Genomic DNA, 22,936 nt, shown 5'->3' with positions numbered 1-22,936 from the left:
GGCTTAGTAACCTGCTCTACCAGGGAAAATTACGGCGAAAAGACGGCAGGTTTCGCGCCCGTCTCTCGTCTTCCGGTGCAGTCTGTCTTAAGTATGCGCCGACAAGAAGAGGTCCGCAATGATCAAGATCACGTTCATCGATGCCGAAGGTACAGCCCGCACCGTCGAGGCGGAGGAGGGCTCTACCGTGATGGAAACCGCCATCCGCAACGGCATCCCGGGCATCGAGGCGGAGTGCGGAGGGGCCTGCTCCTGTGCGACCTGTCACGTCTATGTCGCAGAGGAATGGGAAGCCGCGACCGGCCAGCCTCAGCCGATGGAAGAGGATATGCTCGACTTCGCCTACGATGTGCGCCCCAATTCCCGTCTCTCGTGCCAGATCCGCGTCCGGCCCGAACTCGACGGCCTCGTCGTTCACACGCCCACCCGTCAAGGCTGAATCCGGAGAAAGCCCATGTTCAAGACGATCCTGGTTCCCGTCGATCTCGGAGAGGTCGATCAGGCGCAGCCCGCCATCGACAAGGCCGTCGAGCTCGCCAATGCGTCGGGCGGCTCCCTGCGCCTGATCTATGTGCGGGCCATCGTGCCCGTCACCTACATGGAGTTCATGCCGCCGACCTTCGACGACGAGCAGCAGGGCGAGTCGGAGAAGAAGCTGGCCGAGCTGGCAGCCAGGGTGGCCCTACCGGCCGAGCGCGTCTCCGCCGTCGTCCGGCTCGGCTCGGTCTACAACGAGGTCCTGGACGAGGCCGAGAAGACCGGCGCCGATCTCGTCGTCATCGGCTCCCACCGGCCGACCATGGCGACCTATCTCCTCGGCTCCAACGCCGCCACCATCGTGCGCCACGCCAAGTGCTCGGTGCTGGTGGTGCGGGCCTAACGCCGGGCTGCCCCTCAAGCCAACAAAAAGCCGGGAGCCCGAAGGCATCCCGGCTTGCCCTATGATCAGGGGCGTCTCCTTCAGGATGACAGAACGCCTAGCCCCACTGGGACGGATCGCCCGCGCGGGCCACGACGGTTCCTTCCGCCCCGGGAAACGACATCGCTGCCGCCGATCCCATGAGGGCGAAGGCGAGTGCGATCTTGATGCAGATAGTGAGTTTCATAACCATTCCCTCTTCTGGTGTCCTGAAAGTACCTCTGCGGGCACTTGTTTGTTACAATATTTCATAAAGAGGGTATGTCAACGAACTTATCGGGCAGAAGGCCTCCTTAAAGCCCTGGCAGGGAATATGGCCTGTTGACGAGGACCAGGCACCGCGCCGCCACGTCAGGCTCAGGACCTCGGCAGAAGCTCCGCCGGCAGTTCGCCCGCCCGGAAGGGGCGGGGCTTGTTGAGCCGGATCATCGGCTCGATCTGCCACACGCCCACGACGGCGAAGAGCGCGCCCAGCAGGGCGACGCCCGTCGCTCCCATCCGCATGGCCTGCCAGATCAGGTAGGCCATGGCCAGCAGCGATGCGATGGCCAGCGCCGAGGTGGGCAGCCAGAGTCCCATGGGCTTTCCCGCCACGAACCGCGCCTGGGGATTGGCGCGCGCGATGGCCTCGCACAGGGCTTGAGTGAAGCCGCGGTATTCCTGGGTCAGTTCCTGAGCCTCGACCAGGCTCTTCCAGTTGAGCGAGTTGAACGTGAAGGACTTGCCGTCCTTCATGGTCACTTTCGTCCGGAAGGATTTCTGCGCCAGCCGGCCGGGCTCGAAGGTCATGCGGACCGTGCTGACGGCGCCGAGCTGGACCTCATGCACCTTGCGGCCGGAATCCACCGTGAGCCTGTCGCCCTTGAGGATGAACGAAATCGGCCCGCCGAAGGGCTTGGGGCTGTGGGTGTAGGTCTGGGTCATGCGGTTTCTTATCTGCGTGCGGATCTTTCGGCAAACCGGTTTCCGCGCTGCCGGATGAAACCTATCGGACCAACTCGCGCATCGCGTGATCGATGCCCTCGAGGTTGAGCGGATACATGCGCTCGCCGAAGGCCTGCCGGATCAGGCCGATGGATTGGGTATAGGCCCAATGCGGCTGCGGCACCGGGTTCAGCCACACGGCTTTCGGGAAATGATCGAGGATGCGTCCGAGCCAGGCCTGGCCGGGCTCCTCGTTCCAATGCTCCACCGAGCCGCCGGGATGGGTGACCTCGTAGGGGCTCATGGAGGCGTCCCCCACGAACACGACCCGGTAATCGGACGGGTAGGTGCGGATCACGTCGAGGGTGGGGATCACCTCGTCGAAGCGCCGGCGGTTCTCCTTCCACAGGTTCTCGTAGACGCAGTTGTGGAAGTAGAAGTGCTCGAAATGCTTGAACTCGAGCCGTGCCGCCGAGAACAGCTCCTCGGCGATCTCGATGTGCCAGTCCATGGAGCCGCCGACATCGAGAAAGAGCAGCACCTTCACGGCATTGCGCCGCTCGGGCCGCAGGCGCACGTCGAGATAGCCCTTGTGGGCGGTCTCGTGGATCGTCTCGTCGAGGTCGAGCTCTTCCGCCGAGCCGGTGCGGGCGAAACGGCGCAGGCGCCGCAGCGCGATGCGCATGTTACGCACGCCGAGCTCGACGCTGTCGTCGAAATCCTTGAACTCGCGCTTGTCCCACACCTTCACGGCGCGGAAATTGCGGTTCTTGTCCTGGCCGATGCGAATGCCTTCCGGATTGTAGCCATAGGCCCCATAGGGCGAGGTTCCGGCGGTGCCGATCCATTTGTTGCCGCCCTGGTGGCGACCCTTCTGCTCCTTGAGGCGCTCCTTGAGATTCTCCCAGAGCTTTTCCCAGCCAATGGCCTCGATCTGCTTCTTCTCCTCGTCCGTGAGGTAGCGCTCGGCGAGCTTGCGCAGCCATTCCTCCGGGATCCCGGCCTCGTCGACCGCGTGGCCCATGCTGGCGATCCCTTTGAACACATGGGCGAAGACCTGGTCGAACCGGTCGAAATGCCGCTCGTCCTTCACCAGGCAGACGCGGGAGAGATAGTAGAATTCCTCGACGCTCTTGTCGGCAAGATCCCGGTCGAGCGCCTCCAGAAGGGACAAATATTCGCGGAAGGAGACCGGCACCTTGGCCGCGCGCAGCTCTGTGAAGAAGTTCAGGAACATCGCGTCAGAATATCGGACCTGGAAGTGGAGTCCACTTTTGGGATTGATCCGATGTTCAACCCCTTAAGCGTCGCATCGTCCTTCGCAGTAAGGTCAAGAGGCGAGAGCCCCGTTCAGCCCTCAACCTCGGTGGTCTGCTCGGTCGTGGCCTCGGGAGCCTGTTTGCCGACGCGCCGGCGCGCCTGGAACACGACCCGGTTCGGATCGCGCTTCGGGTTCTTCTTCCGGAGGATTTCCCTGAATTCGTCCCGCCGTTCGTGGATCGACGCGATCACGAGACCCATGGGAACCCCGATATCGCTCAGGATCGCTTCGCTGAGCTGAAGGGACGCCTCGATGGTCTCGGGCACCGCGTCGTCCACGCCGAGCTCGTAGAGCTGCGTCGCATGACGTGCATCCCGGGCCCGGGCCACGATGGTGATGTCCGAGCATTCCTGCCGGGCGGCGGACACGACCCCCTCGATGGAACTCACGGTGTCGAGGGTGATGACGAGGGCCGGCGCCCGGTCGATGCCGCAGGCCCGCAGGAACTCGGGATAGGTTCCGTCCCCGTAATAGACCGGCTTCCCGGCCCTTCGCTCCGACGCGACGCGGGCAGGGTCGAGGTCGATGGCGAGATAGGGCACCTTGTGCCGTTCGAGCATTTCGGCGACGAGCTGGCCGACGCGCCCATACCCGGCGACGATGACGCGGCCGACCTCGTCCGTCGGCGGCGCGACGGCCGCGAGCGGATCGAGCGGCCGGCGAACCTCGAGCTTGCGGCCGAGGCGCTGCCCGAGCCGGGCCAGGAGCGGGATCGCCACCATGGTGAGGGTCGTCACCAGAAGGAGGTTCTGGCCGATCCCGGCAGGGACGAGCCCGGCGATCATCGCGGCGCCCAGGATGACGAGGCCGAATTCGCCTCCGGGACCCAGGAGCAGTCCGGTCTCGGCCGCCTCCGCGGTGTTGAGGCCGTAGGGGCGGGCGATCCCCACGATGGTGATGCCCTTGATGACGATGACCGTAGCCGCCAACGAGAGGATCAGAAGCGGCGCTTCGAGGAAGCGGAAAAAGTCGAGGCTCATGCCGACCGAGACGAAGAATACGCCGAGGAGCAGCCCCTTGAAGGGCTGGATGGTGACGTCGATGGCGCGCCGGTATTCCGTCTCGGACAGGAGGATGCCGGCGATGAAGGCGCCCAAGGCCATCGACAGGCCGCTGACGGCGGCGATCAGGCTGGTCACCAGCACGACGAGCAGGCACGCCGCCATGAAAAGCTCCGGGCTTTTCGTGGTCGAGACGAGCTGAAAGAAGGGGCGAAGGATCAAGCGGCCGAGGCCGACGATCAGCACCAGCGCGACGACCGCCTGCAGGACCAGGATGGCAAAGGACGACGGGGTTACCTCGGGCCTGCTCGTATCGAGCACCGCGATGGCGAACAGGATCGGCGCGACCAGGAGGTCCTGGAACAGCAGGGCCGAGAAGCTGGCCCGCCCGGCCGCCGTGTTGAGGCGCTTCCGCTCGGCCAGGACCGGAATCACGATGGCCGTGGACGACAGGGCGAGGGCGAGGCCGACGATGGTGGCCGCGGTGATCGTCTCGACGGTCCGGAAGGCGTAGAAGGCCAGCCCCAGGACGAGGGCGCCCAGGAGCACCTGCAGGGAGCCGAACCCGAAGACGAGACGCCGCAGGGTGCGAAGGCGCTGCCAGGACAGCTCGATGCCGATGGTGAACAGCAGAAAGACCACGCCGAATTCGGCCAGCCGCGAGGTGCCCTCCGGATTGGTGAAGGTGATCCAGTTGATCCAAGGCTGGCTCGGCATGAGCCGCCCGAGCCCATAGGGTCCCAGCAACGCGCCTGCCGCCAGAAACCCCAGGACCGGGCTGATTCGGAGCCGGTGGAACAGGGGGACGACGATGCCTGCCGTTGCCAGAAAAAGAATAGGTTCCTGATAAGACTGCAAGTCTATCGCAGCGGCCATTGCTTCCTTCCGGTTCGAACCATTTTCGTTCTAGCGACCGGACATGCGCAAGGGTTTATTGCAGTGCAAAGCGGAATAGCGGGCGCGACATGGGCGCATGGAGAAACGGCAGGTGGCCCTCTGGTTTGACATCCGCCAGGTCGTCACCGGCCTTGTGCCGGTGACCCCGATTGGAAAGGCGCAGCGTTTCACAGCATCGAGATGGACGGCACGAGGCCGGCCATGACGTGACGGGTGTCATCCCCGGCGAGCGAAGCGAGGGAAGGGGATCCATAGCACTGCGCTTGCTCATGGTTTCCCTTCTCCTCCGATGGCTCCGCCATCTCCGGCCAGGAACGACACGGAGGACGCGACGTCCTTATCCCAACGTGGACAGCGCCTGCGCCAGATCCGCCACGAGATCGTCGGGATGCTCGATGCCGATGGAGACGCGGATCGTGGCGTCGGAGACGCCGAGGCGGTCGCGGGTCGTCTTCGGCACGCCGGAATGGGTCGTGGAGGCCGGGGGCGAGATCAGCGATTCCGTGCCCCCTAAGCTCACCGCCAGCTTGAAGACCTGGAGCGCGTTGAGGACGCGAAAGGCCTCGGCCTCGCCGCCCTTCACATCGAAGGAGAAGGTGGAGCCGGGCGCGTCGGATTGTGCCTCATAGACCTCCTTCGCCCGCGAGCCTTCCGGCAGGTAGGCGAGGTGGTGCACCTTCACCACGCTCGGGTGCTCATGCAGGAACTTGGCGACGATCTCCGCATTGCGGTTCGCCGCCTCCATGCGCAGGGCGAGCGTTTCGAGCGAGCGGCCGAGCATCCAGCAGGAATGGGGATCGAGCTGGGTGCCGATGGCCGAGCGCAGCAGGCGCACGGTCTTCATGAGGTCCTTCGACCCCAGCGCCGCGCCGGCGATCAGGTCCGAATGGCCGCCCACATATTTCGTGAGCGAATAGACCGAGATGTCGGCGCCGTCCTCGAGGGGCTTCTGGAAGAGCGGGCCGAGCAGGGTGTTGTCGCAGATGACCACGGGGCGGTGCCCCTGGGCCTGGCCGATCTCGTCCGCGATCCTCTTGATCAGGGCGATGTCCACTAGAGTGTTGAGCGGGTTGGAGGGCGTTTCGATCATGATGACCGAGACGCGACCCTTGCCTTGAGCTTCCTTGGCTGCAGCCCTGATGCCGGCTTCGTCCACGCCGTCGCCGAAGCCCACGGCCCCGATGCTCATGTTGGCGAGCGTCTTGGCGATCAGGGTCTCGGTGCCTCCGTAGAGGGGCTGCGAGTGGAGGATCACGTCGCCCGGCCGGGCGAAGGCCAGGATCGTCGTCGCGATGGCCGACATGCCGGAGGAGAAGAGGAGACCGGCTTCCGCTTCCTCGAAGACGGCGAGCCGGTCTTCGACGATCTCGGAATTGGGGTGGTTGAACCGGGAATAGACGAGGCCCGCCGCCTCGCCCTGCGGCGGCTCACGGCGGCCCGCCACGTAATCGAAGAATTCCTTGCCGTGCTCGGCGCTGTTGAACACGAAGGTGGAGGTCAGGAACACCGGCGGCTTCACCGCTCCCTCCGACAGGGTCGGATCGTATCCGTAGCCCAGCATCAGGGTCTCAGGGTGCAGCTTGTGATTTCCGATTCGGTCCTTGTGATAGCGATTGTAAGCCATAGGTCAGTATCCTCCCGGTTCGTTTGTCATGGGCTTAACCTATGAGGGCGATTGCCGAAAGGTGGGGTGAGGTCATAGGTTCGGGATCATTGGAAGGAATGGTGGAAGAATGGCGCGTTTTGCCGGGACGGATTCGTATGTGGCGACCGAGGATCTTACGGTGGCGGTCAATGCCGCCATCACCCTGGAGCGGCCGCTCCTGGTGAAGGGTGAGCCAGGCACGGGCAAATCGGTCCTCGCCGAGGAGATCGCCCGGAGCCTCGGCGCTCCGCTCCTGACCTGGCACATCAAGTCGACCACCAAGGCCCAGCAGGGGCTCTACGAATACGACGCCGTCTCCCGCCTGCGCGACAGCCAGCTCGGCGACAGCCGGGTGACGGACATCCGCAACTACATCAAGCGTGGCAAGCTGTGGGAGGCTTTCGCCTCCGAGGCGCGGCCCGTGCTGCTGATCGACGAAATCGACAAGGCCGATATCGAATTCCCGAACGACCTGCTTCTCGAACTCGATCGCATGGAGTTCTTCGTCTACGAGACGGGCGAGACCGTGAAGGCGGCCCGGCGGCCTATCGTCATCATCACGTCGAACAACGAGAAGGAGCTTCCGGACGCCTTCCTGCGCCGCTGCTTCTTCCACTACATCAAGTTCCCGGACGCCGACACCATGGCCCGGATCGTCGGGGTGCATTACCCCGGCATCAAGCATCGCCTGGTCGAGGAGGCCCTGAAGATCTTCTTCGACGTGCGCGAGGTGCCGGGATTGCGCAAAAAGCCATCCACATCCGAGCTGCTCGACTGGCTCAAGCTCCTGCTCTCCGAGGATATCGGCCCGGAGCAGCTGCGCGAGCGCGACACCCGCAAGCTCATCCCGCCGCTCCATGGGGCGCTTTTGAAAAACGAGCAGGATGTGAGCCTGTTCGAGAAGCTCGCCTTCATCGCCAGAAGGGAAGGACGCTGATGCTCCGTCTCCTGCTTCTTCGCCATGCCAAGGCTGCCTGGCCCTCGGGCACGCTGGACCTCGACCGCCCCCTCGCGAAGCGGGGGCAGGAGGCGTCCCTCGTCATGGGAAACTACCTGAAGAGCGAGAGGCTGGAGCCGGATCTCGTCGTCGTTTCGCCCGCGCGGCGGACGCAGGAGACCTGGGAGCGCGTCCAGCCGTTCCTCGGCGAGATCGAGATGCGCCGGGACGGGCGGATCTACGAGGCTCCGGTCGGAAGGCTGCTGGACGTCCTGCGCGAAGTGGAGCCCGAGGCCCGCACCGTTCTGCTGATCGGCCACAATCCCGGTTTCGAGGAGCTGGCGAAGCTCCTCATCGGCGAGGGCGAGATGGATGGAATCCTGCGGCTCGGCCAGAAATACCCGACCGCGGGTCTCGCCGTCATCGACTTCGCGTTGGACGATTGGGCCGATGTGGCGCACAAATCCGGACGGCTCGAACGCTTCGTCACGCCGAAATCCCTCGGGAGCGGCGAGGACGATTAGACGCCCTGGGCTTGCGGCAGGTCCAGGTACAGCAGCTCCTCGTCGTGGAAGACGTCGCCGATGCGGATCGCCTTGCGTTCGACGCCGTACGGCGTGAAGCCGAGGCCGTGATAGGTGCGCCGCGCGCTCTCGTTCGCGAGGCCCACCGCCGCCTCAATCATGATCACATGCCGGGAGGCGTGGTCTATCACCTGACGGACAAGGGCCTTTCCGACGCGCTGCTTGCGCCATTCCGGCCTCACGAAGACGCCCCACATGACGCCCTTGTGCCGGGCCTTCACGCGCTCATAGACGGCAAAGCCCGCCATGCCGACGAGGGCCTCTCCGGCGAAGGCGCCGAAGATCGCATTCGGGCCCGATGTGGGGATGCGCGCCTCGATCGTCTCCAGCGGCAGCGGCGCCTCCTCCTCATAGCTGGAGCCGAAGGCCTCCGGGCTGCCTTGCAAGGCCTCCAGCCTCAGATCCCGATAGGCTCGGGCGTCCGACGGTCGGAGAGGGCGGATGGAAAAGCTCGCGGACATGGATTCCAACGGTTCATTGAGAAAGAGCCCTCCACCCCGTCACAATCAAGCGGAGCGGAGGGTTCATTGAGTTAGGCTGCTTTGGCGCGCAGATCGTCGGGCGTGACGTCGTCCGGGATCGGGCAGCGGTACTCGCGGCCGCCATTGCGCTCCTTCAGCTCCGCCTTGGCGCGGGCGATGAGGTCGGGATTGCGCAGGCAATCGGCGGCGGTTGCCGCCATGGCCTTGGCGGCCAGCACCATGCCCTTGTGCGCGGCCGGCAGGTTGCCCTGAGCCACGAGCTGCCAGGTGTGGAAAGGTGTGCCGATGGCAAAGCACGCCGTGTGGCACTGCACCGTCGGCACGATCCAGCTCACGTCGCCCACGTCGGTACTGCCCATCATCACCTCCTCGCGGACCGGCATGGTCAGCACGCCGTCGTGCAGCACCTTGGTCCGGAGGGAGAGGTCGTGCGGCTTGACGCTCGCGACGATTTCCTCATCCGTCAGGGCCGCTTTCTGCAGTTTTTCCGCGAAGGCGAAATCGGCCGCGTCGAAATCGGGCGGGCCGAGGCGGCGCATGTGCTCGTACATGGCCTCCTGCAACGCCTTGTTCGGCAGCACGTTCGAGGTCGCGTCCGTAATCTGCACCGTGACGGTGGTCTCCGTCATCAGGGCCGCGCCCTCGGCGATCTTCTTCACCCGCTCGAACAGACGCTCCGTATCGGGCAGATGGGGCGAACGCACGAGATAGAGCGATTCCGCAAAGGCCTGAACCACGTTCGGCGCATTGCCGCCCGCGTTGGTGGTGGCGTAATGCACGCGCGCATCCGAGGGCATGTGCTCGCGCATGTAGTTCACGCCCACATTCATCAATTCCACCGCATCGAGCGCGGAGCGGCCCACATGCGGAGCCTCCGCCGCATGAGCGGCGCGGCCCTTGAAGCGGAAATAGGCCTGGATGCAGGCGAGCGACGAGGAGGTCTGGACCTCGTTCACCACGCTCGGATGCCAGCAGAAGGCGGTGTCGAGATCGTCGAACAGCCCGGCCCGGGCCATGAAGGTCTTGCCCGATCCGCTCTCCTCCGCCGGGCAGCCGTAATAGCGCACGGTCCCGGCGATCCCCTCGGCCTCGAGCGCATCCTTGAGGGCGACGGCCGCCAGGGCGGACCCCGCTCCCAGGAGATTGTGGCCGCAGCCATGGCCCGGCGTGCCCGCCATGGTCGGGCGATGTTCGGTGCGGCCGGATTCCTGCGCCAGATCGGGCAGGGCATCGAACTCGCCGAGAATGCCGACGACGGGCCCGCCAGACCCCCATTCCGCCACGAAGGCCGTCGCCATGCCGCCGACATTCCTCGCAATGCGAAAGCCTTCGCGCTCCAGCATGGCGACCTGCTCGGCCACGGCGCGATGCTCCTCGAAGGCGAGTTCCGGCGCGGCCCAGATCCGATCGCTCAATGCGCAATAATCTTCGGCTTTGGCATCCACGTGACGGGCGATGGCATCGAGGCTCAGGCGGTCGTTCTGCATAATGTTATCTTATCTTGATAAGGAGGCCGGCGCGAACACTATCAGGTTCATGCTGATAGGGAAGGGAGGGGGCATTCGCTTGCCGCAGGTCGGATCAGTCGGAAAAGCACTACCTTATTTTTGCGGCATCCTCGGTGTCTGACCGCACTTTTCGATTTCGTCATGGTCGGGACGAGGCCGCCCATGACGTCCGAGGGTGTCGCATTCCGCGAGCCACACGTCCTGAAACGAGGCGATGCCGACATTCGTCTAAACCGCCTCGTCCGCCACGCCCCGGCGCGCCGGGAGAAAGCCGCCGGACTGGCGCGACCAGAGGCCGGCATAGAGACCGCCGTTCTCCAGAAGCTCCTCGTGGGTGCCTTCCTCGACGATCCGGGTATCGTCCATCACGATCAGGCGGTCCATGAGCTGCAGGGTGGAAAGCCGGTGGGCGATGGCGATCACGGTCTTGCCCTCCATGAGGGTCGCGAGCGATTCCTGGATCGCGGCCTCCACCTCGGAATCCAGGGCCGAGGTCGCCTCGTCCAGGACCAGGACCGGGGCGTCCTTGAGGATCACCCGGGCAATGGCGATGCGCTGGCGCTGGCCGCCGGAGAGCTTCACACCGCGCTCGCCCACATGGGCGTCGAAGCCGCGCCGCCCGCGCCCGTCTGCGAGGCGTTCGATGAATTCGGCCGCGTGAGCCTGGCGTGCCGCCTCGCGCATGGCGTCCTCACCCGCGGCAGGCCGTCCGTAGAGGATGTTCTCCCGGATGGAGCGGTGCAGCAGCGAGGTATCCTGCGTCACCACGGAGATCTGCGAGCGCAGGCTTTCCTCGCGCACGTCGGCGATGTCCTGGCCGTCGATCAGGATGCGCCCCTCCTGCGGCTCGAAGAAGCGCAGGAGCAGGTTGACCAGCGTCGTCTTGCCGACGCCGGAGCGCCCGACGAGGCCGATCTTCTCGCCTGGGCGGATGATCAGGTTCAGCCGGTCGATGACCTTGTCGCCGTCGCCATAGGAGAAGTCCACGTGATCGAACTGGATCTCGCCGCGCGTCACGGTCAAGGGTTTGGCGTCCGGCTTGTCCTGCATGGTCAGCGGACGCGAGATCGTCTTCATGCCCTCCTGCACCGTGCCGACATTCTCGAAGATGCCCATGACCTCGAAGGCGACCCAGCCGGACATGGAGACGATCTGGGTGGAGAGAAGCAGGGCGGTGGTCAGGGTGCCCGCATCGATGCGGTTCGCGCTGAAGAGCCACACCGCCATGGCGCCGGTGGAGACCAGGAAGACCGCGTTGAGAAAGGTGAGGCCGGCCACATAGAGCGTGTTGACGCGCTGCTGGCTCATGAAGGCGTCGTTGAGCCAGCGATAGCCTTCCTTGATGTAGTCGTCCTCGTCCTTGCGGCGTCCGAACAGCTTGACCGTCATGATGTTGGTGAAACTGTCCACCACCTTGCCGGTCACGGCCGAGCGCGCCTCGCTCGATGTGCGGGACAGCTTCTGGATGCGCGGCAGGGACACGGCGAGCAGGGTCGCATAGAGAACGAACCACCCGGTCATGGGCAAAGCGAGCCGCCAGTCCTGCGTGCCCAGAAGCCCGATGGAGGCGGCGCCGAAGATCAGGATCTGCCACACGGCGCGCGCCACCGACAGGATCGTCTCGCGCAGGGGGCGGCCCGTCTGCAGCACCCGGTTGGCGATGCGTCCCGCGAAATCCTCCTGGAAAAATCCCAAGGGCTGGCGCACCACGTGCCAGTAGTTCTGCCAATGGACCATGGTGGTGAAGGAGACTGCCAGGGAATGGTTGACCAGGAGCCGGAACAGGATCGTCCCGAACGGCCGCACCAGGAGGATGATCGCCCCCATGCCGATCAGCAGCGGCCCGGCCTCATGGAAGATGCCTTCGGGCGAGGTATGCGAGATGGCATTGACCAGACGGCCGATGAGCCAGGGGACGAGCGCCTCGACCACGGCGAGCACGAAGCCCAGCGCGAACAGCGCCACGAACAGCCCCTTCGCCTGGGCGATGAAGTGCCAGTAGAAGCCCCAGAGATTGTCCGGCGGCGATTCCTCTGGGGGCTTTCTGGAAAAGTCGATCCGGGTCTCGAAGTAGCGGAACATCGGCGCATCTCATCGGCTTTGGCTCGAATCAACGAGACCAAGGGGGCGCAATGATGCAGTGATCTTTGTCCTAGAGGTGACGATCGCGTGAAGTTGAGGACCTGGTGGGCCGCGATAGCCACCTCGGTGGGCTGAAAATGCACGGTTCGCCGTGCTCGGAAGGATGATTTACTCCACTTGATGACCCGTGACATCCTCCCGGGATGTTCTGAGGGAGGCGAGCATGGATGTCGCTGTCGAGGAGCACTACACGCGCCCTGATCTGGTCGAGGCTATTGGAGAGGCTCTCCAACGGGCGGGGAAGGACCTCGCGCACCTTCAACCTCCTGATCTTGCAGCCGTCGATGAGTTTCATATTCGGGGACGGCAAGCGACCCTCGAACTGGCCAACAGGATCAAGCCAGCGCCGACAGACCGTGTTCTCGACATCGGTTCGGGCTTGGGCGGGGCCTCACGCGCACTCGCCGCGACCTATGGCTGCCATGTCACAGGTGTCGACCTGACGGAAGAATACTGCCGGACTGCGCGCCAACTGGCGGAATGGGTCGGTCTTGGCGATCATGTCACATATCAGCAGGCGAACGCTCTCGATCTTCCATTTCCGGACGGATCGTTCGACATCGCTTGGACGCAGCACGTCGCCATGAACATTCCGGACAAGGCGACAATGTACCGGGAAGCCTTTCGCGTCCTGAAGCCCGGTGGAGTGTTTGCCCTCTACGATGTGCTGCAAGGATCCGGTGGGGAGGTCATCTTTCCGGTGCCATGGGCACGAGACCCCTCGATCAGCCACCTGGTTACGCCGGCGGAGTTGCGAAGCCTGCTCGAACAGGCCGGCTTCGAGGTCGAGTATTGGCAGGATACGACGGCAGCAGGTCGGGACTGGTTCATTGAAGTGGACCGCCGTCTTCAGGAGAACGGCCCGCCCCCCGTCAGCTTCGTTCTCCTGATGGGTCCTGAGTTCAAGACAATGGCCGCAAACCAGCGCCGCAACCTTGAAGAGAACCGGATTGCGTTGATCGAGACCGTTTGCCGGAAGAGATGATTTCTCCTGAAGGCTCGCCATGCCCTGGCGAGAGTGTCCTGGCACAGAGTCTCTGACCTGGCGCTGGGCGCTCCGTCGCAGCTTTTGGGCCGAAGGGGGCGTTCTCTACCCCATCGCAAAGAGGTCACGCGTTTCGGGTGCCTGGGGCTCCTCGAAGGCGTTCGGGTCGCCAGGGCCGGTTTCCCAGCCGAGATCGGGGAGGGCGATGATGCGCAGGCCGCGCGGATCGTTGCGGGTCACGACGATGTTGCGGCTTTCCATATAGGCGATGAGGCGCCGGGCGCGTCCGGGCGAGCGGCTGCCGCAGGCGCGGGCGATCTCGCCGTCAGGCGGGCAGGGGCTGCCTTCCATGGCCGCGCGGGCGATGAGGAGAAATACGCCCTGGATGTCCTCGGCGAGATCGGCCGCGAAGGCGACCGCACGGTCCCATTCCGAGCCGTCGGCGGTCGCCGTGTCGACGCCCGCGCGGGCGACCGCGAGACGGCGGCGGAAGGCGTTGAGGTTGAGCGGCTCGCCGGAGACGCGGCGGATGCGGCAGCGGACGAGGAAGTCCTGATAGAGCACGGCCACGGACCGGAAGGCGGCCTCCGGATCGTCCAGGATCTCGCGCAGGATCGCATCGAGGGCGGTCTCGCGCTCGGCCTTGGACTGCTCGGTTTCCTCCACCTGCGGCTCCGGCGCGGCGGCAGGCCTCGTGCGGGCGAGCTGGGCCAGGAGGTCGTTCGTGGAGGGGCCGGAGGCGGCGGGGCGCGGCGGGCATGACCGGGCGGGCAGCGATCTCGTCCTCGCCGGCCTTGAAGATGAGATCGCGGGCCTCTTCCTTCGGCTGCTCGGGCAGGGGCATGAGCTTGAACGTGCCGGTGCGGGTCGAGGTCTCGACCGCGCCGATGCGGATCGGCAGCGGGCGGCGCGACAGGGCGGGGCCGAGGGCCACGAAGTGGCCGCGCTCGAGGTCGCGGAACATCTCGGCCTGACGGCGCTCCATGCCCAGAAGGTCTGCGGCGCGCGCCATGTCGATGTCGAGGAAGGTGCGGCCCATGAGGAAGTTGGAGGCCTCCGCCGCCACGTTCTTGGCGAGTTTCGCGAGGCGCTGGGTCGCGATAATGCCGGCCAATCCGCGCTTACGGCCACGGCACATGAGGTTGGTCATGGCGCCGAGGGACACCTTCCGCGCCTCGTCCGACACGTCGCCTGCGGCGGCGGGGGCGAAGAGCTGGGCCTCGTCCACCACCACGAGCATGGGATACCAGTAATCGCGCTCCGCATCGAAGAGGCCGCCGAGGAAAGCCGCCGCGCAGCGCATCTGCGCTTCCGCGTCGAGACCTTCCAGGCTCAGGACCACGGAGACCCGGTGCTGGCGCACCCGGGCGGCGATGCGCTGAAGATCGCCTTCGCTGCGGGATGCATCGACCACCACGTGGCCGAACCTGTCGGCCAGGGTGACGAAATCGCCCTCGGGGTCGATGATGGCCTGCTGGACGAGGTTGGCGCTCTGTTCGAGAAGGCGGCGCAGGAGATGCGACTTGCCGGAGCCGGAATTGCCCTGGACGAGCAGACGCGTCGCCAGAAGCTCTTCCAGATCGAGCAATGCCGATTGTCCCCCGGGGGCGGAGGACGCCAACCCCATGTCGATGCCGACCTTCATCAGCCTCCCTCTTGCGATACCTCAAAACGATCGGGCACGGTCCTAACACGGCAAGGCTTAAGGAAGTGCCGGAGAACGTGAAGTCCTCCACAGGCGAAATGCGCTGTCCCCAGCCACGACGCCGCAGGCCGGGCGAAACCGGGCCGCCCCCAGGTCATTAACTTTCAGGAGACCCGCCGTCCTCGATGCAGGAGAGGATCGATGCCCGTCGAGCCTTCCGTCAGGCCCGCCTTTCACGCCGTCCCGGCTGTGTTCGAGGAGGGAGGCAGCGGAGCGGGAACCCTCAAGGTGGCGGCGGGGCGCTCCATCTTCCAGGAGGATCCCGACGGGCCGATGCTTCCGCCGGCCGGCGCCTCGCGCGCGGATACGGTCTTTACGACGGTGGGCGCCTTCCTGTTGCTGATTCTCGCCTGTTCGCTCCTCTGGACGCTGCTTCGCCATCGCCGTCGATGAGGGAAGGCGCTCAGTCGGCAACCACGGCCTCTGCGGCCTTGACCGCGCTGCCGCGCAGGGGCCGCTCCTCAAGGGCGAGAAGGAATGCCAGCGAGAGTCCGAAGCCGACGACGGCGGCCATGAACACGTAGCTGAACACATCCGCCAGGTCGACGCCGCTCTGGGCCGCGACCGCGCCCAGGGACTCGAAGCTCGCGGCCCCGCCGATGCCCGATGCGCCGAGCACGATGGCCCCGAAGATCGCCACGATGAAGGCGCCGCCGAGGGAGCGGAAGAAATTGGCCGTGCCCGTCGCGGTTCCCATCTGGTGGGGGGCGACCGCGTTCTGGGTCGTCACCATGGTGACGGGCAGGACGGTGCCCAGGCCGATGCTGATCACGGCCAGGATGATCTCGACGGTCACGATGGACAGGGACTGGCCGTACAGGGCGAGCACGCCCGTGGCGGCCATCGCCACGATGAGGCCCACGGTCGGAAGCCGCTTGTAGTGCTTCACCTTCGCCATGCTCCGGCCCGACATCGTCGCGCCGACGACGGTCCCGGCCATGAGCGGGATGAGGGCAAGTCCGGACAGGCTCGCCGAGAGGCCGCGCACTGCTTCGAAATAGACCGGCAGGTAGATGGTGAGGCCGATATAGGTGCCCATGCCGAAACAGGCGGCGAGCACGGCCATGCGCACCACCGGGTTGTGCAGCACGCCCGGCGGGATCAGCGGCTCCGGCGCCAGGCGCATGCGGATGGCGAAGAGGATCCAGAGCACCGCGGAGGCTGCGAAGAGCCCGAGGATCGGCAGGGAGGCCCAGGGGTAGCGCAGCCCGCCCCAGCTCAGAGCCAACAGCAGCGCGACGGTGGCCGCCACGAGGAGAAGCGCGCCGAGGAGGTCGAGGCGGTGCGGGCGCTCGAAGCGGGGAAGCTTCTTCAGGGAGTGGAAGGCGATGGTCAGAGCGAAGAGGCCGAGCGGCAGGGTGATCCAGAAAATGACCGACCAGTGCAGATGCTGGGCGAAGAAGCCGCCCAGGACCGGACCGAGCAGGCTCGACGTCATGAACACGCTGGCGAAATAGACCTGATAGCGGCCCCGTTCGCGCGGCGCGACGATGTCGGCGATGATGGTCTGGGCCAGCGCGATGAGCCCGCCGCCGCCGATGCCCTGCAGGCCGCGCGCCAGGATGAGAAAGATCATGTTGGGAGCGAGCGCGCAGGCGATGGAGCCGATGATGAAGATCACGATGCCGATCAGCATGGTCACGCGCCGGCCGTAGGAATCGCTGAACTTGCCGTAGAGCGGGGTCACGGCCGTGGAGGTCAGGAGGTAGACCGTCACGATCCAGGGCAGGTGCTCAAGGTCGCCGAGTTCGCGGCCGATGGTCGGGAGAGCCGTCGCGATGATGGTCTGGTCGAGAGCCGCCAGGAACATGGACAGCATGACGCCGAGAATGATCGTGCGGATTTCGGTGTGGCTCAGGGCGGGTGCCGGGTTGTCCCGCACGCTCTCGTTCGGTGGTTGATCCATTATGTCCATCGCGTTCCGGGAAAACCCATCTAGAGGAGAACGGGCCGTTCTGTCCGGACTTCTACTGCAAGTCAGATATGCTCTCAGGTCAGGTTCGTTCCATCGTCGGGATTGATCGGCGGATTCGGCCTGGGGCCATCGGCCCGCGTGCGTCCGATGCGGAAAAGACGGTCCGGATCTTGAGACTGAACCTAGCGGCTCCATCATCGTTCTGTCTGGAAGCTTTTCCATCGTGTCCGGCGGAAGCGGGGGCTGATCATCATGATGCCACAGACGATCCTGGCGCTCGCCCTCGCCCTCGCTTTGCGCGCCCTGGCGCCCGGCGAGGCGGACGAGGCCGCCTCGCCCGTGAAGGATGTCCAGGCCAGCCAGGCGCGCTACGAGCCGGCAACCCGAGAGGTGACCAACTGGCGCCGTCAGGCCATGGGTTCCCTGGAGCCGAAGCCCGTCGTGGCCATGGTGGCCTTCTTCAGAGCCGAACGGCCCTTCGTGACGCGCTGCGTGAAGCTCAACAATTACTGGTGCATCAAGAGCGCCCGCTGGAACGGCGAGCTCGCCACGGACGGCGAAGGCCATGTGGGCTTCGCGTCGGCCGATCATGGAGCCGATGCCGCCGCCACCCTGTTGCGGCGCTACTATCTCGAATTCAACCGCAAATCCGCTCTCGACATCGTCCGCCGTTGGGCGCCGGCCGAGTGCAACGTCGCGACCAGCCTCGGCGACATCGCGCTGCTGGCGGTGCGGGGCATCGGCGGGACCGTGCGGGCGCAATATCTCGCATCGCGGCGCAAGAAGGGGGGCGCGGTACGATACACGGCGAAGGCCGGTCCCGGCGGGAAACAGGGGCGGGTCTCCATCGTGATTCCGATGGCGCCCAGGACCCCGCAATACCGGGTGCCGAGCATTGCCGAGGGTATGGGCGAGAAGCCGAAGCCGTCCAGTCAGCCAACGGCCCTCGTCCGTCGCGAGCCCGCGAAGGAGCCGACGACCACGACGTCGGCCGCTCCCAGACCGGCCCCGAAAGTCCAGGTGGCCTCCGCCTGTCCATCCGAGGAGCAGCGCCACCGCAACTATGCGACCCGGATGGTCGAAGGACTTGGCCTGGGCCCGAGTGACGACCTCAAGCTGTTCGCCCCGGACGGCACGCCCCAACCGAACCTCACGCATGTGATGCTCGCCATGTCATCCTTCGAACTGGGGACCCTGCGCGCCAGCCCCGATCTCGTGGAGGAGGCGATCGAGCGTGCGGCCGCCCGGCTGAAGGAGGGGGCGGAGGAGAAAAAGGCGCACCTCTCCCAGGTGCCGCCGCAGCACCTGGAGCGCTGACGCTGCCTTGCAGGTTAGGACTTCAAGCCCCACCTACGAGCTTGGCTTGAGAGAATTGGGTTCATCTTCGTGTCTGTCATTACCGATCTCGCCTCCCGCGCCGGGTCCGCGGCGCAATCTCTCTGGGAGGTCTCCGGGCAGCTGATCCAGCCCTCTCTCCGCCTCGGCGTGACGGGTCTCGCCCGTTCCGGCAAGACCGTGTTCACCACCGCCCTCGTGCATCACCTCACGCGCGGCACGAACCTGCCCGCCTTCCGGGCCTCGGCCGAGGGCCGCATCCGGCGGGCGCATCTGGCGCACCAGCCGGACGACGCGGTGCCGCGCTTCCCCTATGAGGAGCATATGGCGGCTCTCACCGAAAGCCGTCGCTGGCCGCAATCCACCAACCGCACCAGCGAGTTGCGGGTGGATGTGGAATACGAGCGTAAGTCCGGCTGGCGCACGGGGCCGGCCTCGCTCGCCCTCGACATCGTTGATTATCCGGGGGAATGGCTGCTCGACCTCGCGCTCCTCGACGCCGGCTATGCGGAATGGTCCCGCCAGACCATCGAGGCGAGCCGCAAGCGCGACCGGATCGCGGCGGCAGGGCGCTGGCACGAAACCCTGAAAACCCTCGACCCCGCAGGTGCTTCGGACGAGATGCTCGCGTCGCGGGCGAGCGAAGCCTTCAAGGATTATCTCACCGTCCTGCGGGCCGATTCCGAGGCCGTGGCGACCACGCCGCCGGGTCGATTCCTCATGCCGGGCGATCTGGCAGGCTCGCCCGCTCTCACCTTCGCGCCGCTCGATCTGGCTGAAGGACAGCCGATCGCGCCGGGCAGCTTCGCGGCCCTCATGGAGCGGCGCTTCGAGGCCTATAAGACCCATGTGGTCCGGCCCTTCTTCCGCGATCATTTCCAGCGCATCGACCGGCAGATCGTGCTCGTCGACGTGCTGGCGGCCATTGATGCGGGGCCGGTGGCGCTTGCCGAGCTGGAGGAGGCCCTCGACCAGGTGCTGATGGCCTTCCGGATCGGACGCAACACGCTCCTGTCCCGCCTGTTCTCGCCGCGGGCCGACCGGGTCCTCTTCGCCGCCACCAAGGCCGATCACATCCATCACACGGACCACGACCGGCTGGACGCGATCCTGCGCCTTCTCGTCAACCGCGCCTCGCGCCGGACCGAAGCGGCCGGGGCGCGGGTCGGCACCGTGGCGCTCGCTTCCGTGCGCGCCACCCGCGAGACGACCATCCGCGAGGGGCGCGAGACCCTGCGCGCCGTCGCGGGCATTCCCGAGGCCGGCGAGCGGGTCGGGGATGAGATCTTCGACGGCGAGGCGGAGGCCGCCATCTTTCCGGGAGAGTTGCCGGAGACGCCGGAGGCGGTCTTTCAGGGAGCTATCCCGCCGGGTTCCTTCCGGTTTCCGCGCTTCCGCCCGCCGAAGCTGCCGGTCGATGCGGCGGGCCGCATGGCCAGGATGCCCCATATCCGCCTCGACCGGGCCCTTGAATTCCTGCTGGGGGATCGTTTCGCATGAGCCGCCAACCTCGCGCCTACCGCCTCGACGACCCGAACGTCACGGCCGGCGCCATCCAGGTGACGGAGGAGCCCTTCGACGCCATCGAGGCCGCCGATGGCATCGTAGTGCCCATGGGCGAGAAGCGCCGCGCGCCCTGGCTCGGCATCCTGCTCTCCGCCCTGTCGGGTCTCCTCCTGCTGGGCCTCGGGCTCGCGGTGGAGAAGCTGATCGTCGATCTCTATGGCGTGGCGCCCTGGCTCGGCTGGGTCGCGCTGGGGCTCGCCGTCCTGGCCGTTCTCGCCTTCCTCGCCATCATCGGCCGCGAGGTGGCGGGCATCTGGCGCGAGCAGAAGATCGAAAGCCTGCGCGAGGCCGCCATCGATGCCCTGGCGGTCAAGGACCACAAGGCCGCGAAGGGGATCGTGTCCGACCTCCTGAGCCTCTATGGCGGCCGTGCCTCTGCGGCTCAGGGGAGTGCTCGCCTGCGCGGCCTGACCGACGAAATCATCGATGCGGACGACCGTCTCGCCATCGCCGAGCGCGAGCTTCTCGCCCCCCTCGACGCCCAGGCCAAACGGGCCATCGCGGGGGCCGCGAAGCAGGTCTCGCTCGTGACGGCGGTGAGCCCACGGGCCATCGTCGACGTGGCCTTCGTGATCTTCGCCGCCGTGCGGCTCCTGCGGACGCTCTCGCGCATCTATGGCGGGCGGCCCGGCCTGTTCGGATTCCTGCGGCTGGCCAAGGCCGCCTTCAACCACCTTGCGGTCACGGGAGGCATGGCCGTGGGCGACAGCCTCATGCAGCAGGTTCTGGGATTGGGCCTCGCGGCGCGGATCTCGGCCAAGCTCGGGGAGGGCGTGTTGAACGGGCTCATGACCGCCCGGTTCGGCCTCGCGGCCCTGTCCGTCTGCCGCCCGCTGCCCTTCATCCGCGAGGAGACGCCCAAGATCGGCGACGTGGCCGGCGAGTTGATCAGCCGGGCCGAGGCGGCCGCTTCTTAACGCATCGTCGGACTATACTTTAGAGGTGCGGCAAATCGTTCTGGCCCAGTCTTTCCATGGTGCAAAAGAGGTGCCTGTGCCCGTTAGACAAATCGATGACGCTTAATCTCGTTGTCCCCGGTCCTCCTTGCCTATATAGGGGCGCCACGGTTCATCGGGGAAGAACGGCTGAACATGACAGACATCGTGATTGATGAGGGTTACCGTCCGACAGAAGACGAGCCCTTCATGAATGAACGGCAGAGGGAGTATTTCAGGCGCAAGCTGATCCGTTGGAAGCACGACATCCTCAAAGAGGCTCAGGAAACCCTCGCTACCTTGCAGAGCGAGAACGAGAATCATCCTGACCTTGCGGATCGCGCCTCTTCGGAAACGGACCGCGCCATCGAGCTTCGTGCCCGCGACCGCCAGCGCAAGCTCATAGCCAAGATCGATGCCGCCCTCGCGCGGATCGAGGACGGCTCCTACGGCTATTGCGAGGAGACCGGGGATCCGATCTCCCTCAAGCGCCTGGAGGCACGCCCCATCGCAACGCTTTCTCTCGAGGCCCAGGAACGCCATGAGCGAAACGAGCGGGTCTACCGGGACGACTGAAACCTTCCATTATCCAATAAAAAAGGGGCTCCGCTTGCGGGGCCCCTTTTCGTTGACCGTTCTGGAAAACGTCAGCCTTTCTTGGTCGGATCCAAGGGGCGTCCGAGAAGGCGGGCGAACTCCGCTTCGATATCCTCGACAGAGAACGGATCCGTCGGCTTCTGGGAGGCGGCCGGTGCCTCCTTCCCCTGAGGCGGAAGCGGAGCCGTCACGGGCGGGGGAGGCGTCGCGGGCCGGGGGGGCTCCGGAGCCGGAACGGGCTTGGCCGGCGGGGCGGTCTCCCGTTCCTCTTCGACGGATTCTTCGTCCCGATGCTTATCGAAGGCGACGGGCTCCGCATCGGTCTGAGCGGCCTCAACCTCCTCATCATCCCTGGTCGCCTCAACGGGCTCCGCCGGGGTCATCGGGGGGGGCGGAACAGGGATCGCCGGACGCTTCAGGGCTTCTTCCAGTTGCTTGGCCATGTCCGACAGGAGGCCGGCCTCCGATCCCGGGCGCGACGGAGCGGCATGCTGCTCGACCGGTGCCGGCTCGGGCGGGCGGACCGGCTCGGGCTGCACCGGAGGGGCCGGAGGAACCGGCGTCGGCCGGGATTGGAAAGGCGGAGGCGTAAAGGACGGGCGCGGCTCAGGGCGCTCCACGGCGGGTGCCGGAGCGGACGGAGCATGCTGGAAGGAAGGCGTCCTCGCCTCGGCGCGCAGGCCCTGGATGGTCGGGGCGGCCGAGACGGCAACGGCATCGGGCTTCAGCACGGGCTCCGGATGGGCCGGGATCGGGGCGCTCACAGTGGCGATGGGCGAGAGTTCCTCATCGATATCCGACTCCTCCGAAGGGCGCCGCACGAAGGTGCCGAGCTGGGCCGCGAGCTGGCTCTCGATGGAAGGCCGGCCACCGGGCTCGACCTGCGGCGGGCGGGGCGCCTGATCCAGGGTCGGCTCGAAGCGCTCCATGCCCGTATCGTTGGACGGGGCGGGAATGCGCGCTCCGGCAACCCGGACGATGTTGGTCTCGATGACCACGTCGTTGGGACCGCCGATAAGAAGGAGGTGCTCGACGTTATCGCGGCGCAGAAGAAGAAGTTGCCGCTGCCGGTCGAGGTCGTAAACGTCGACGATGCCGAGCCGGGGCTGACGGCTGCCGCGACCGCTGCCGGGCATCATCAGGCGGGCGCCCGTCAGCTTGCGGAAGACTACACCGAAGAGCACGAGGAGGATCAGAATGATCGCGAATGCAATCGCGAATTGGACCGCCCGTGACGCTTCGATACCGAAAAGAGATGACACGATGAACTCTCAAGCGTTGTGCAGGCCTTTGCAGGCCGGTTCTGTGTTGGTTGTACCACATTGACCGCCAAAGCCAGCGACAAGGTTAACAGATGGTTAACGAGCGCTGCTTTCGGCGCGGCATGTGGATGAGGAACGGTCCTCGATGATGGGACCAAAATGGGTCTGATCCCCTCTTCATCAAGGAAAATAGGGATTTCCTATGGCGAAATCGTATGGCCGTGGCAGTTTGTGAGCCGTTGGGACCTTGCGTCGGCTCACGGCTCCGCCTTAGAG

General features: G+C 65.8%; 20 protein-coding genes and 1 pseudogene. 10 read left to right on the top strand and 11 right to left on the bottom strand.

The window, feature by feature from the left end:
* The first annotated feature begins 118 nt into the window (after positions 1-118).
* On the top strand, positions 119-439 hold the full coding sequence (locus H0S73_RS17460; RefSeq protein WP_181053333.1) for a 2Fe-2S iron-sulfur cluster-binding protein: 321 nt from the start codon (positions 119-121) through the stop codon (positions 437-439).
* Positions 440-454: 15 nt separating this feature from the next.
* Positions 455-880, top strand: a complete 426-nt coding sequence (locus tag H0S73_RS17455; protein WP_181053332.1) for a universal stress protein — start codon at positions 455-457, stop codon at positions 878-880.
* 97 nt (positions 881-977) lie between these two features.
* Here H0S73_RS17455 and H0S73_RS26135 read toward each other — a convergent pair whose 3' ends face one another.
* From H0S73_RS26135 to H0S73_RS17435, 5 genes are all read right to left on the bottom strand, one after another.
* Complete coding sequence (locus tag H0S73_RS26135; RefSeq protein WP_281369183.1) at positions 978-1,106, bottom strand: hypothetical protein; 129 nt, start codon at positions 1,104-1,106, stop codon at positions 978-980.
* Between the two features lie 170 nt (positions 1,107-1,276).
* Positions 1,277-1,843, bottom strand: a complete 567-nt coding sequence (locus H0S73_RS17450) for a hypothetical protein (protein WP_181053331.1) — start codon at positions 1,841-1,843, stop codon at positions 1,277-1,279.
* Positions 1,844-1,904: 61 nt separating this feature from the next.
* Positions 1,905-3,080, bottom strand: a complete 1,176-nt coding sequence (locus tag H0S73_RS17445; protein WP_181053330.1) for a vWA domain-containing protein — start codon at positions 3,078-3,080, stop codon at positions 1,905-1,907.
* A gap of 113 nt (positions 3,081-3,193) precedes the next feature.
* Positions 3,194-5,041, bottom strand: coding sequence for a cation:proton antiporter domain-containing protein (locus H0S73_RS17440; protein WP_181053329.1), 1,848 nt, complete (start codon positions 5,039-5,041; stop codon positions 3,194-3,196).
* Positions 5,042-5,399: 358 nt separating this feature from the next.
* Entirely contained in the window at positions 5,400-6,686 is a 1,287-nt protein-coding gene (locus tag H0S73_RS17435) for a cystathionine gamma-synthase family protein (protein ID WP_181053328.1), read from the bottom strand.
* A gap of 109 nt (positions 6,687-6,795) precedes the next feature.
* Between H0S73_RS17435 and H0S73_RS17430 the strand changes: the two genes are divergently transcribed.
* Positions 6,796-7,644 carry an AAA family ATPase gene (locus H0S73_RS17430; protein ID WP_181053327.1) on the top strand — a complete coding sequence of 283 codons (849 nt, stop codon included), beginning with the start codon at positions 6,796-6,798 and terminating at the stop codon, positions 7,642-7,644.
* Positions 7,644-8,168 (top strand): SixA phosphatase family protein, encoded by a 525-nt coding sequence (locus tag H0S73_RS17425; RefSeq protein WP_181053326.1) that lies wholly within the window; start codon positions 7,644-7,646, stop codon positions 8,166-8,168. Before H0S73_RS17430 ends, H0S73_RS17425 begins: the two co-directional genes overlap by 1 nt.
* Here H0S73_RS17425 and H0S73_RS17420 read toward each other — a convergent pair.
* The 3 genes from H0S73_RS17420 to H0S73_RS17410 all read right to left on the bottom strand — a co-directional run bounded on the left by H0S73_RS17420 (position 8,165) and on the right by H0S73_RS17410 (position 12,300).
* On the bottom strand, positions 8,165-8,689 hold the full coding sequence (locus H0S73_RS17420) for a GNAT family N-acetyltransferase (protein WP_181053325.1): 525 nt from the start codon (positions 8,687-8,689) through the stop codon (positions 8,165-8,167). The two genes, H0S73_RS17425 and H0S73_RS17420, sit on opposite strands and share 4 nt — an antisense overlap.
* 71 nt (positions 8,690-8,760) lie before the next feature.
* On the bottom strand, positions 8,761-10,197 hold the full coding sequence (locus H0S73_RS17415; protein WP_181053324.1) for a M20 family metallopeptidase: 1,437 nt from the start codon (positions 10,195-10,197) through the stop codon (positions 8,761-8,763).
* A gap of 249 nt (positions 10,198-10,446) precedes the next feature.
* Positions 10,447-12,300 (bottom strand): ABC transporter ATP-binding protein, encoded by a 1,854-nt coding sequence (locus H0S73_RS17410; RefSeq protein ID WP_181053323.1) that lies wholly within the window; start codon positions 12,298-12,300, stop codon positions 10,447-10,449.
* Between the two features lie 223 nt (positions 12,301-12,523).
* Here H0S73_RS17410 and H0S73_RS17405 point away from each other — a divergent pair, with 223 nt between their 5' ends.
* Positions 12,524-13,345, top strand: a complete 822-nt coding sequence (locus H0S73_RS17405) for a class I SAM-dependent methyltransferase (protein WP_181053322.1) — start codon at positions 12,524-12,526, stop codon at positions 13,343-13,345.
* A 105-nt stretch (positions 13,346-13,450) separates the two neighbouring features.
* Here H0S73_RS17405 and H0S73_RS17400 read toward each other — a convergent pair.
* Positions 13,451-14,990: pseudogene (locus H0S73_RS17400) on the bottom strand (helicase HerA domain-containing protein).
* A 201-nt stretch (positions 14,991-15,191) separates the two neighbouring features.
* Between H0S73_RS17400 and H0S73_RS17395 the strand changes: the two are divergent.
* Positions 15,192-15,443, top strand: a complete 252-nt coding sequence (locus H0S73_RS17395) for a hypothetical protein (protein WP_181053321.1) — start codon at positions 15,192-15,194, stop codon at positions 15,441-15,443.
* A gap of 10 nt (positions 15,444-15,453) precedes the next feature.
* On the opposite strand, the gene H0S73_RS17390 is transcribed toward H0S73_RS17395, so the two are convergent.
* On the bottom strand, positions 15,454-16,965 hold the full coding sequence (locus tag H0S73_RS17390) for an MDR family MFS transporter (RefSeq protein WP_181053320.1): 1,512 nt from the start codon (positions 16,963-16,965) through the stop codon (positions 15,454-15,456).
* A 252-nt stretch (positions 16,966-17,217) separates the two neighbouring features.
* Here H0S73_RS17390 and H0S73_RS17385 point away from each other — a divergent pair, with 252 nt between their 5' ends.
* The 4 genes from H0S73_RS17385 to dksA all read left to right on the top strand — a co-directional run bounded on the left by H0S73_RS17385 (position 17,218) and on the right by dksA (position 21,377).
* Positions 17,218-18,282: a hypothetical protein gene (locus H0S73_RS17385; RefSeq protein WP_181053319.1), complete on the top strand. Its 1,065-nt coding sequence runs from the start codon at positions 17,218-17,220 to the stop codon at positions 18,280-18,282.
* A 69-nt stretch (positions 18,283-18,351) separates the two neighbouring features.
* Complete coding sequence (locus tag H0S73_RS17380; protein ID WP_181053318.1) at positions 18,352-19,800, top strand: YcjX family protein; 1,449 nt, start codon at positions 18,352-18,354, stop codon at positions 19,798-19,800.
* Positions 19,797-20,783, top strand: coding sequence for a YcjF family protein (locus H0S73_RS17375; RefSeq protein WP_181053317.1), 987 nt, complete (start codon positions 19,797-19,799; stop codon positions 20,781-20,783). The genes H0S73_RS17380 and H0S73_RS17375 overlap by 4 nt, the downstream gene beginning before the upstream one ends.
* A gap of 174 nt (positions 20,784-20,957) precedes the next feature.
* A complete protein-coding gene (gene dksA, locus H0S73_RS17370) occupies positions 20,958-21,377 on the top strand; it encodes an RNA polymerase-binding protein DksA (protein WP_009489488.1) in 420 nt (139 codons plus the stop codon).
* A 71-nt stretch (positions 21,378-21,448) separates the two neighbouring features.
* Here dksA and H0S73_RS17365 read toward each other — a convergent pair whose 3' ends face one another.
* Positions 21,449-22,660: a hypothetical protein gene (locus tag H0S73_RS17365; RefSeq protein ID WP_181053316.1), complete on the bottom strand. Its 1,212-nt coding sequence runs from the start codon at positions 22,658-22,660 to the stop codon at positions 21,449-21,451.
* Positions 22,661-22,936: the final 276 nt, after the last annotated feature.

Source organism: Microvirga mediterraneensis (genome assembly GCF_013520865.1).
Taxonomy (GTDB): domain Bacteria; phylum Pseudomonadota; class Alphaproteobacteria; order Rhizobiales; family Beijerinckiaceae; genus Microvirga; species Microvirga mediterraneensis.
This window is presented reverse-complemented; position numbering and strand designations above follow the sequence as displayed.

Coding starts and splice junctions, on each gene's coding strand:
- H0S73_RS17425 (WP_181053326.1), top strand. CDS start 7,644: ATGCTCCGTCTCCTGCTTCTTCGCCATGCCAAGGCTGCCTGGCCCTCG.
- H0S73_RS17430 (WP_181053327.1), top strand. CDS start 6,796: ATGGCGCGTTTTGCCGGGACGGATTCGTATGTGGCGACCGAGGATCTT.
- H0S73_RS17450 (WP_181053331.1), bottom strand. CDS start 1,843: ATGACCCAGACCTACACCCACAGCCCCAAGCCCTTCGGCGGGCCGATT.
- H0S73_RS17375 (WP_181053317.1), top strand. CDS start 19,797: ATGAGCCGCCAACCTCGCGCCTACCGCCTCGACGACCCGAACGTCACG.
- H0S73_RS17445 (WP_181053330.1), bottom strand. CDS start 3,080: ATGTTCCTGAACTTCTTCACAGAGCTGCGCGCGGCCAAGGTGCCGGTC.
- H0S73_RS17405 (WP_181053322.1), top strand. CDS start 12,524: ATGGATGTCGCTGTCGAGGAGCACTACACGCGCCCTGATCTGGTCGAG.
- H0S73_RS17460 (WP_181053333.1), top strand. CDS start 119: ATGATCAAGATCACGTTCATCGATGCCGAAGGTACAGCCCGCACCGTC.
- H0S73_RS17440 (WP_181053329.1), bottom strand. CDS start 5,041: ATGGCCGCTGCGATAGACTTGCAGTCTTATCAGGAACCTATTCTTTTT.
- H0S73_RS17385 (WP_181053319.1), top strand. CDS start 17,218: ATGATGCCACAGACGATCCTGGCGCTCGCCCTCGCCCTCGCTTTGCGC.
- H0S73_RS17420 (WP_181053325.1), bottom strand. CDS start 8,689: ATGTCCGCGAGCTTTTCCATCCGCCCTCTCCGACCGTCGGACGCCCGA.
- H0S73_RS26135 (WP_281369183.1), bottom strand. CDS start 1,106: ATGAAACTCACTATCTGCATCAAGATCGCACTCGCCTTCGCCCTCATG.
- H0S73_RS17395 (WP_181053321.1), top strand. CDS start 15,192: ATGCCCGTCGAGCCTTCCGTCAGGCCCGCCTTTCACGCCGTCCCGGCT.
- H0S73_RS17455 (WP_181053332.1), top strand. CDS start 455: ATGTTCAAGACGATCCTGGTTCCCGTCGATCTCGGAGAGGTCGATCAG.
- H0S73_RS17390 (WP_181053320.1), bottom strand. CDS start 16,965: ATGGACATAATGGATCAACCACCGAACGAGAGCGTGCGGGACAACCCG.
- H0S73_RS17435 (WP_181053328.1), bottom strand. CDS start 6,686: ATGGCTTACAATCGCTATCACAAGGACCGAATCGGAAATCACAAGCTG.
- dksA (WP_009489488.1), top strand. CDS start 20,958: ATGACAGACATCGTGATTGATGAGGGTTACCGTCCGACAGAAGACGAG.
- H0S73_RS17415 (WP_181053324.1), bottom strand. CDS start 10,197: ATGCAGAACGACCGCCTGAGCCTCGATGCCATCGCCCGTCACGTGGAT.
- H0S73_RS17410 (WP_181053323.1), bottom strand. CDS start 12,300: ATGTTCCGCTACTTCGAGACCCGGATCGACTTTTCCAGAAAGCCCCCA.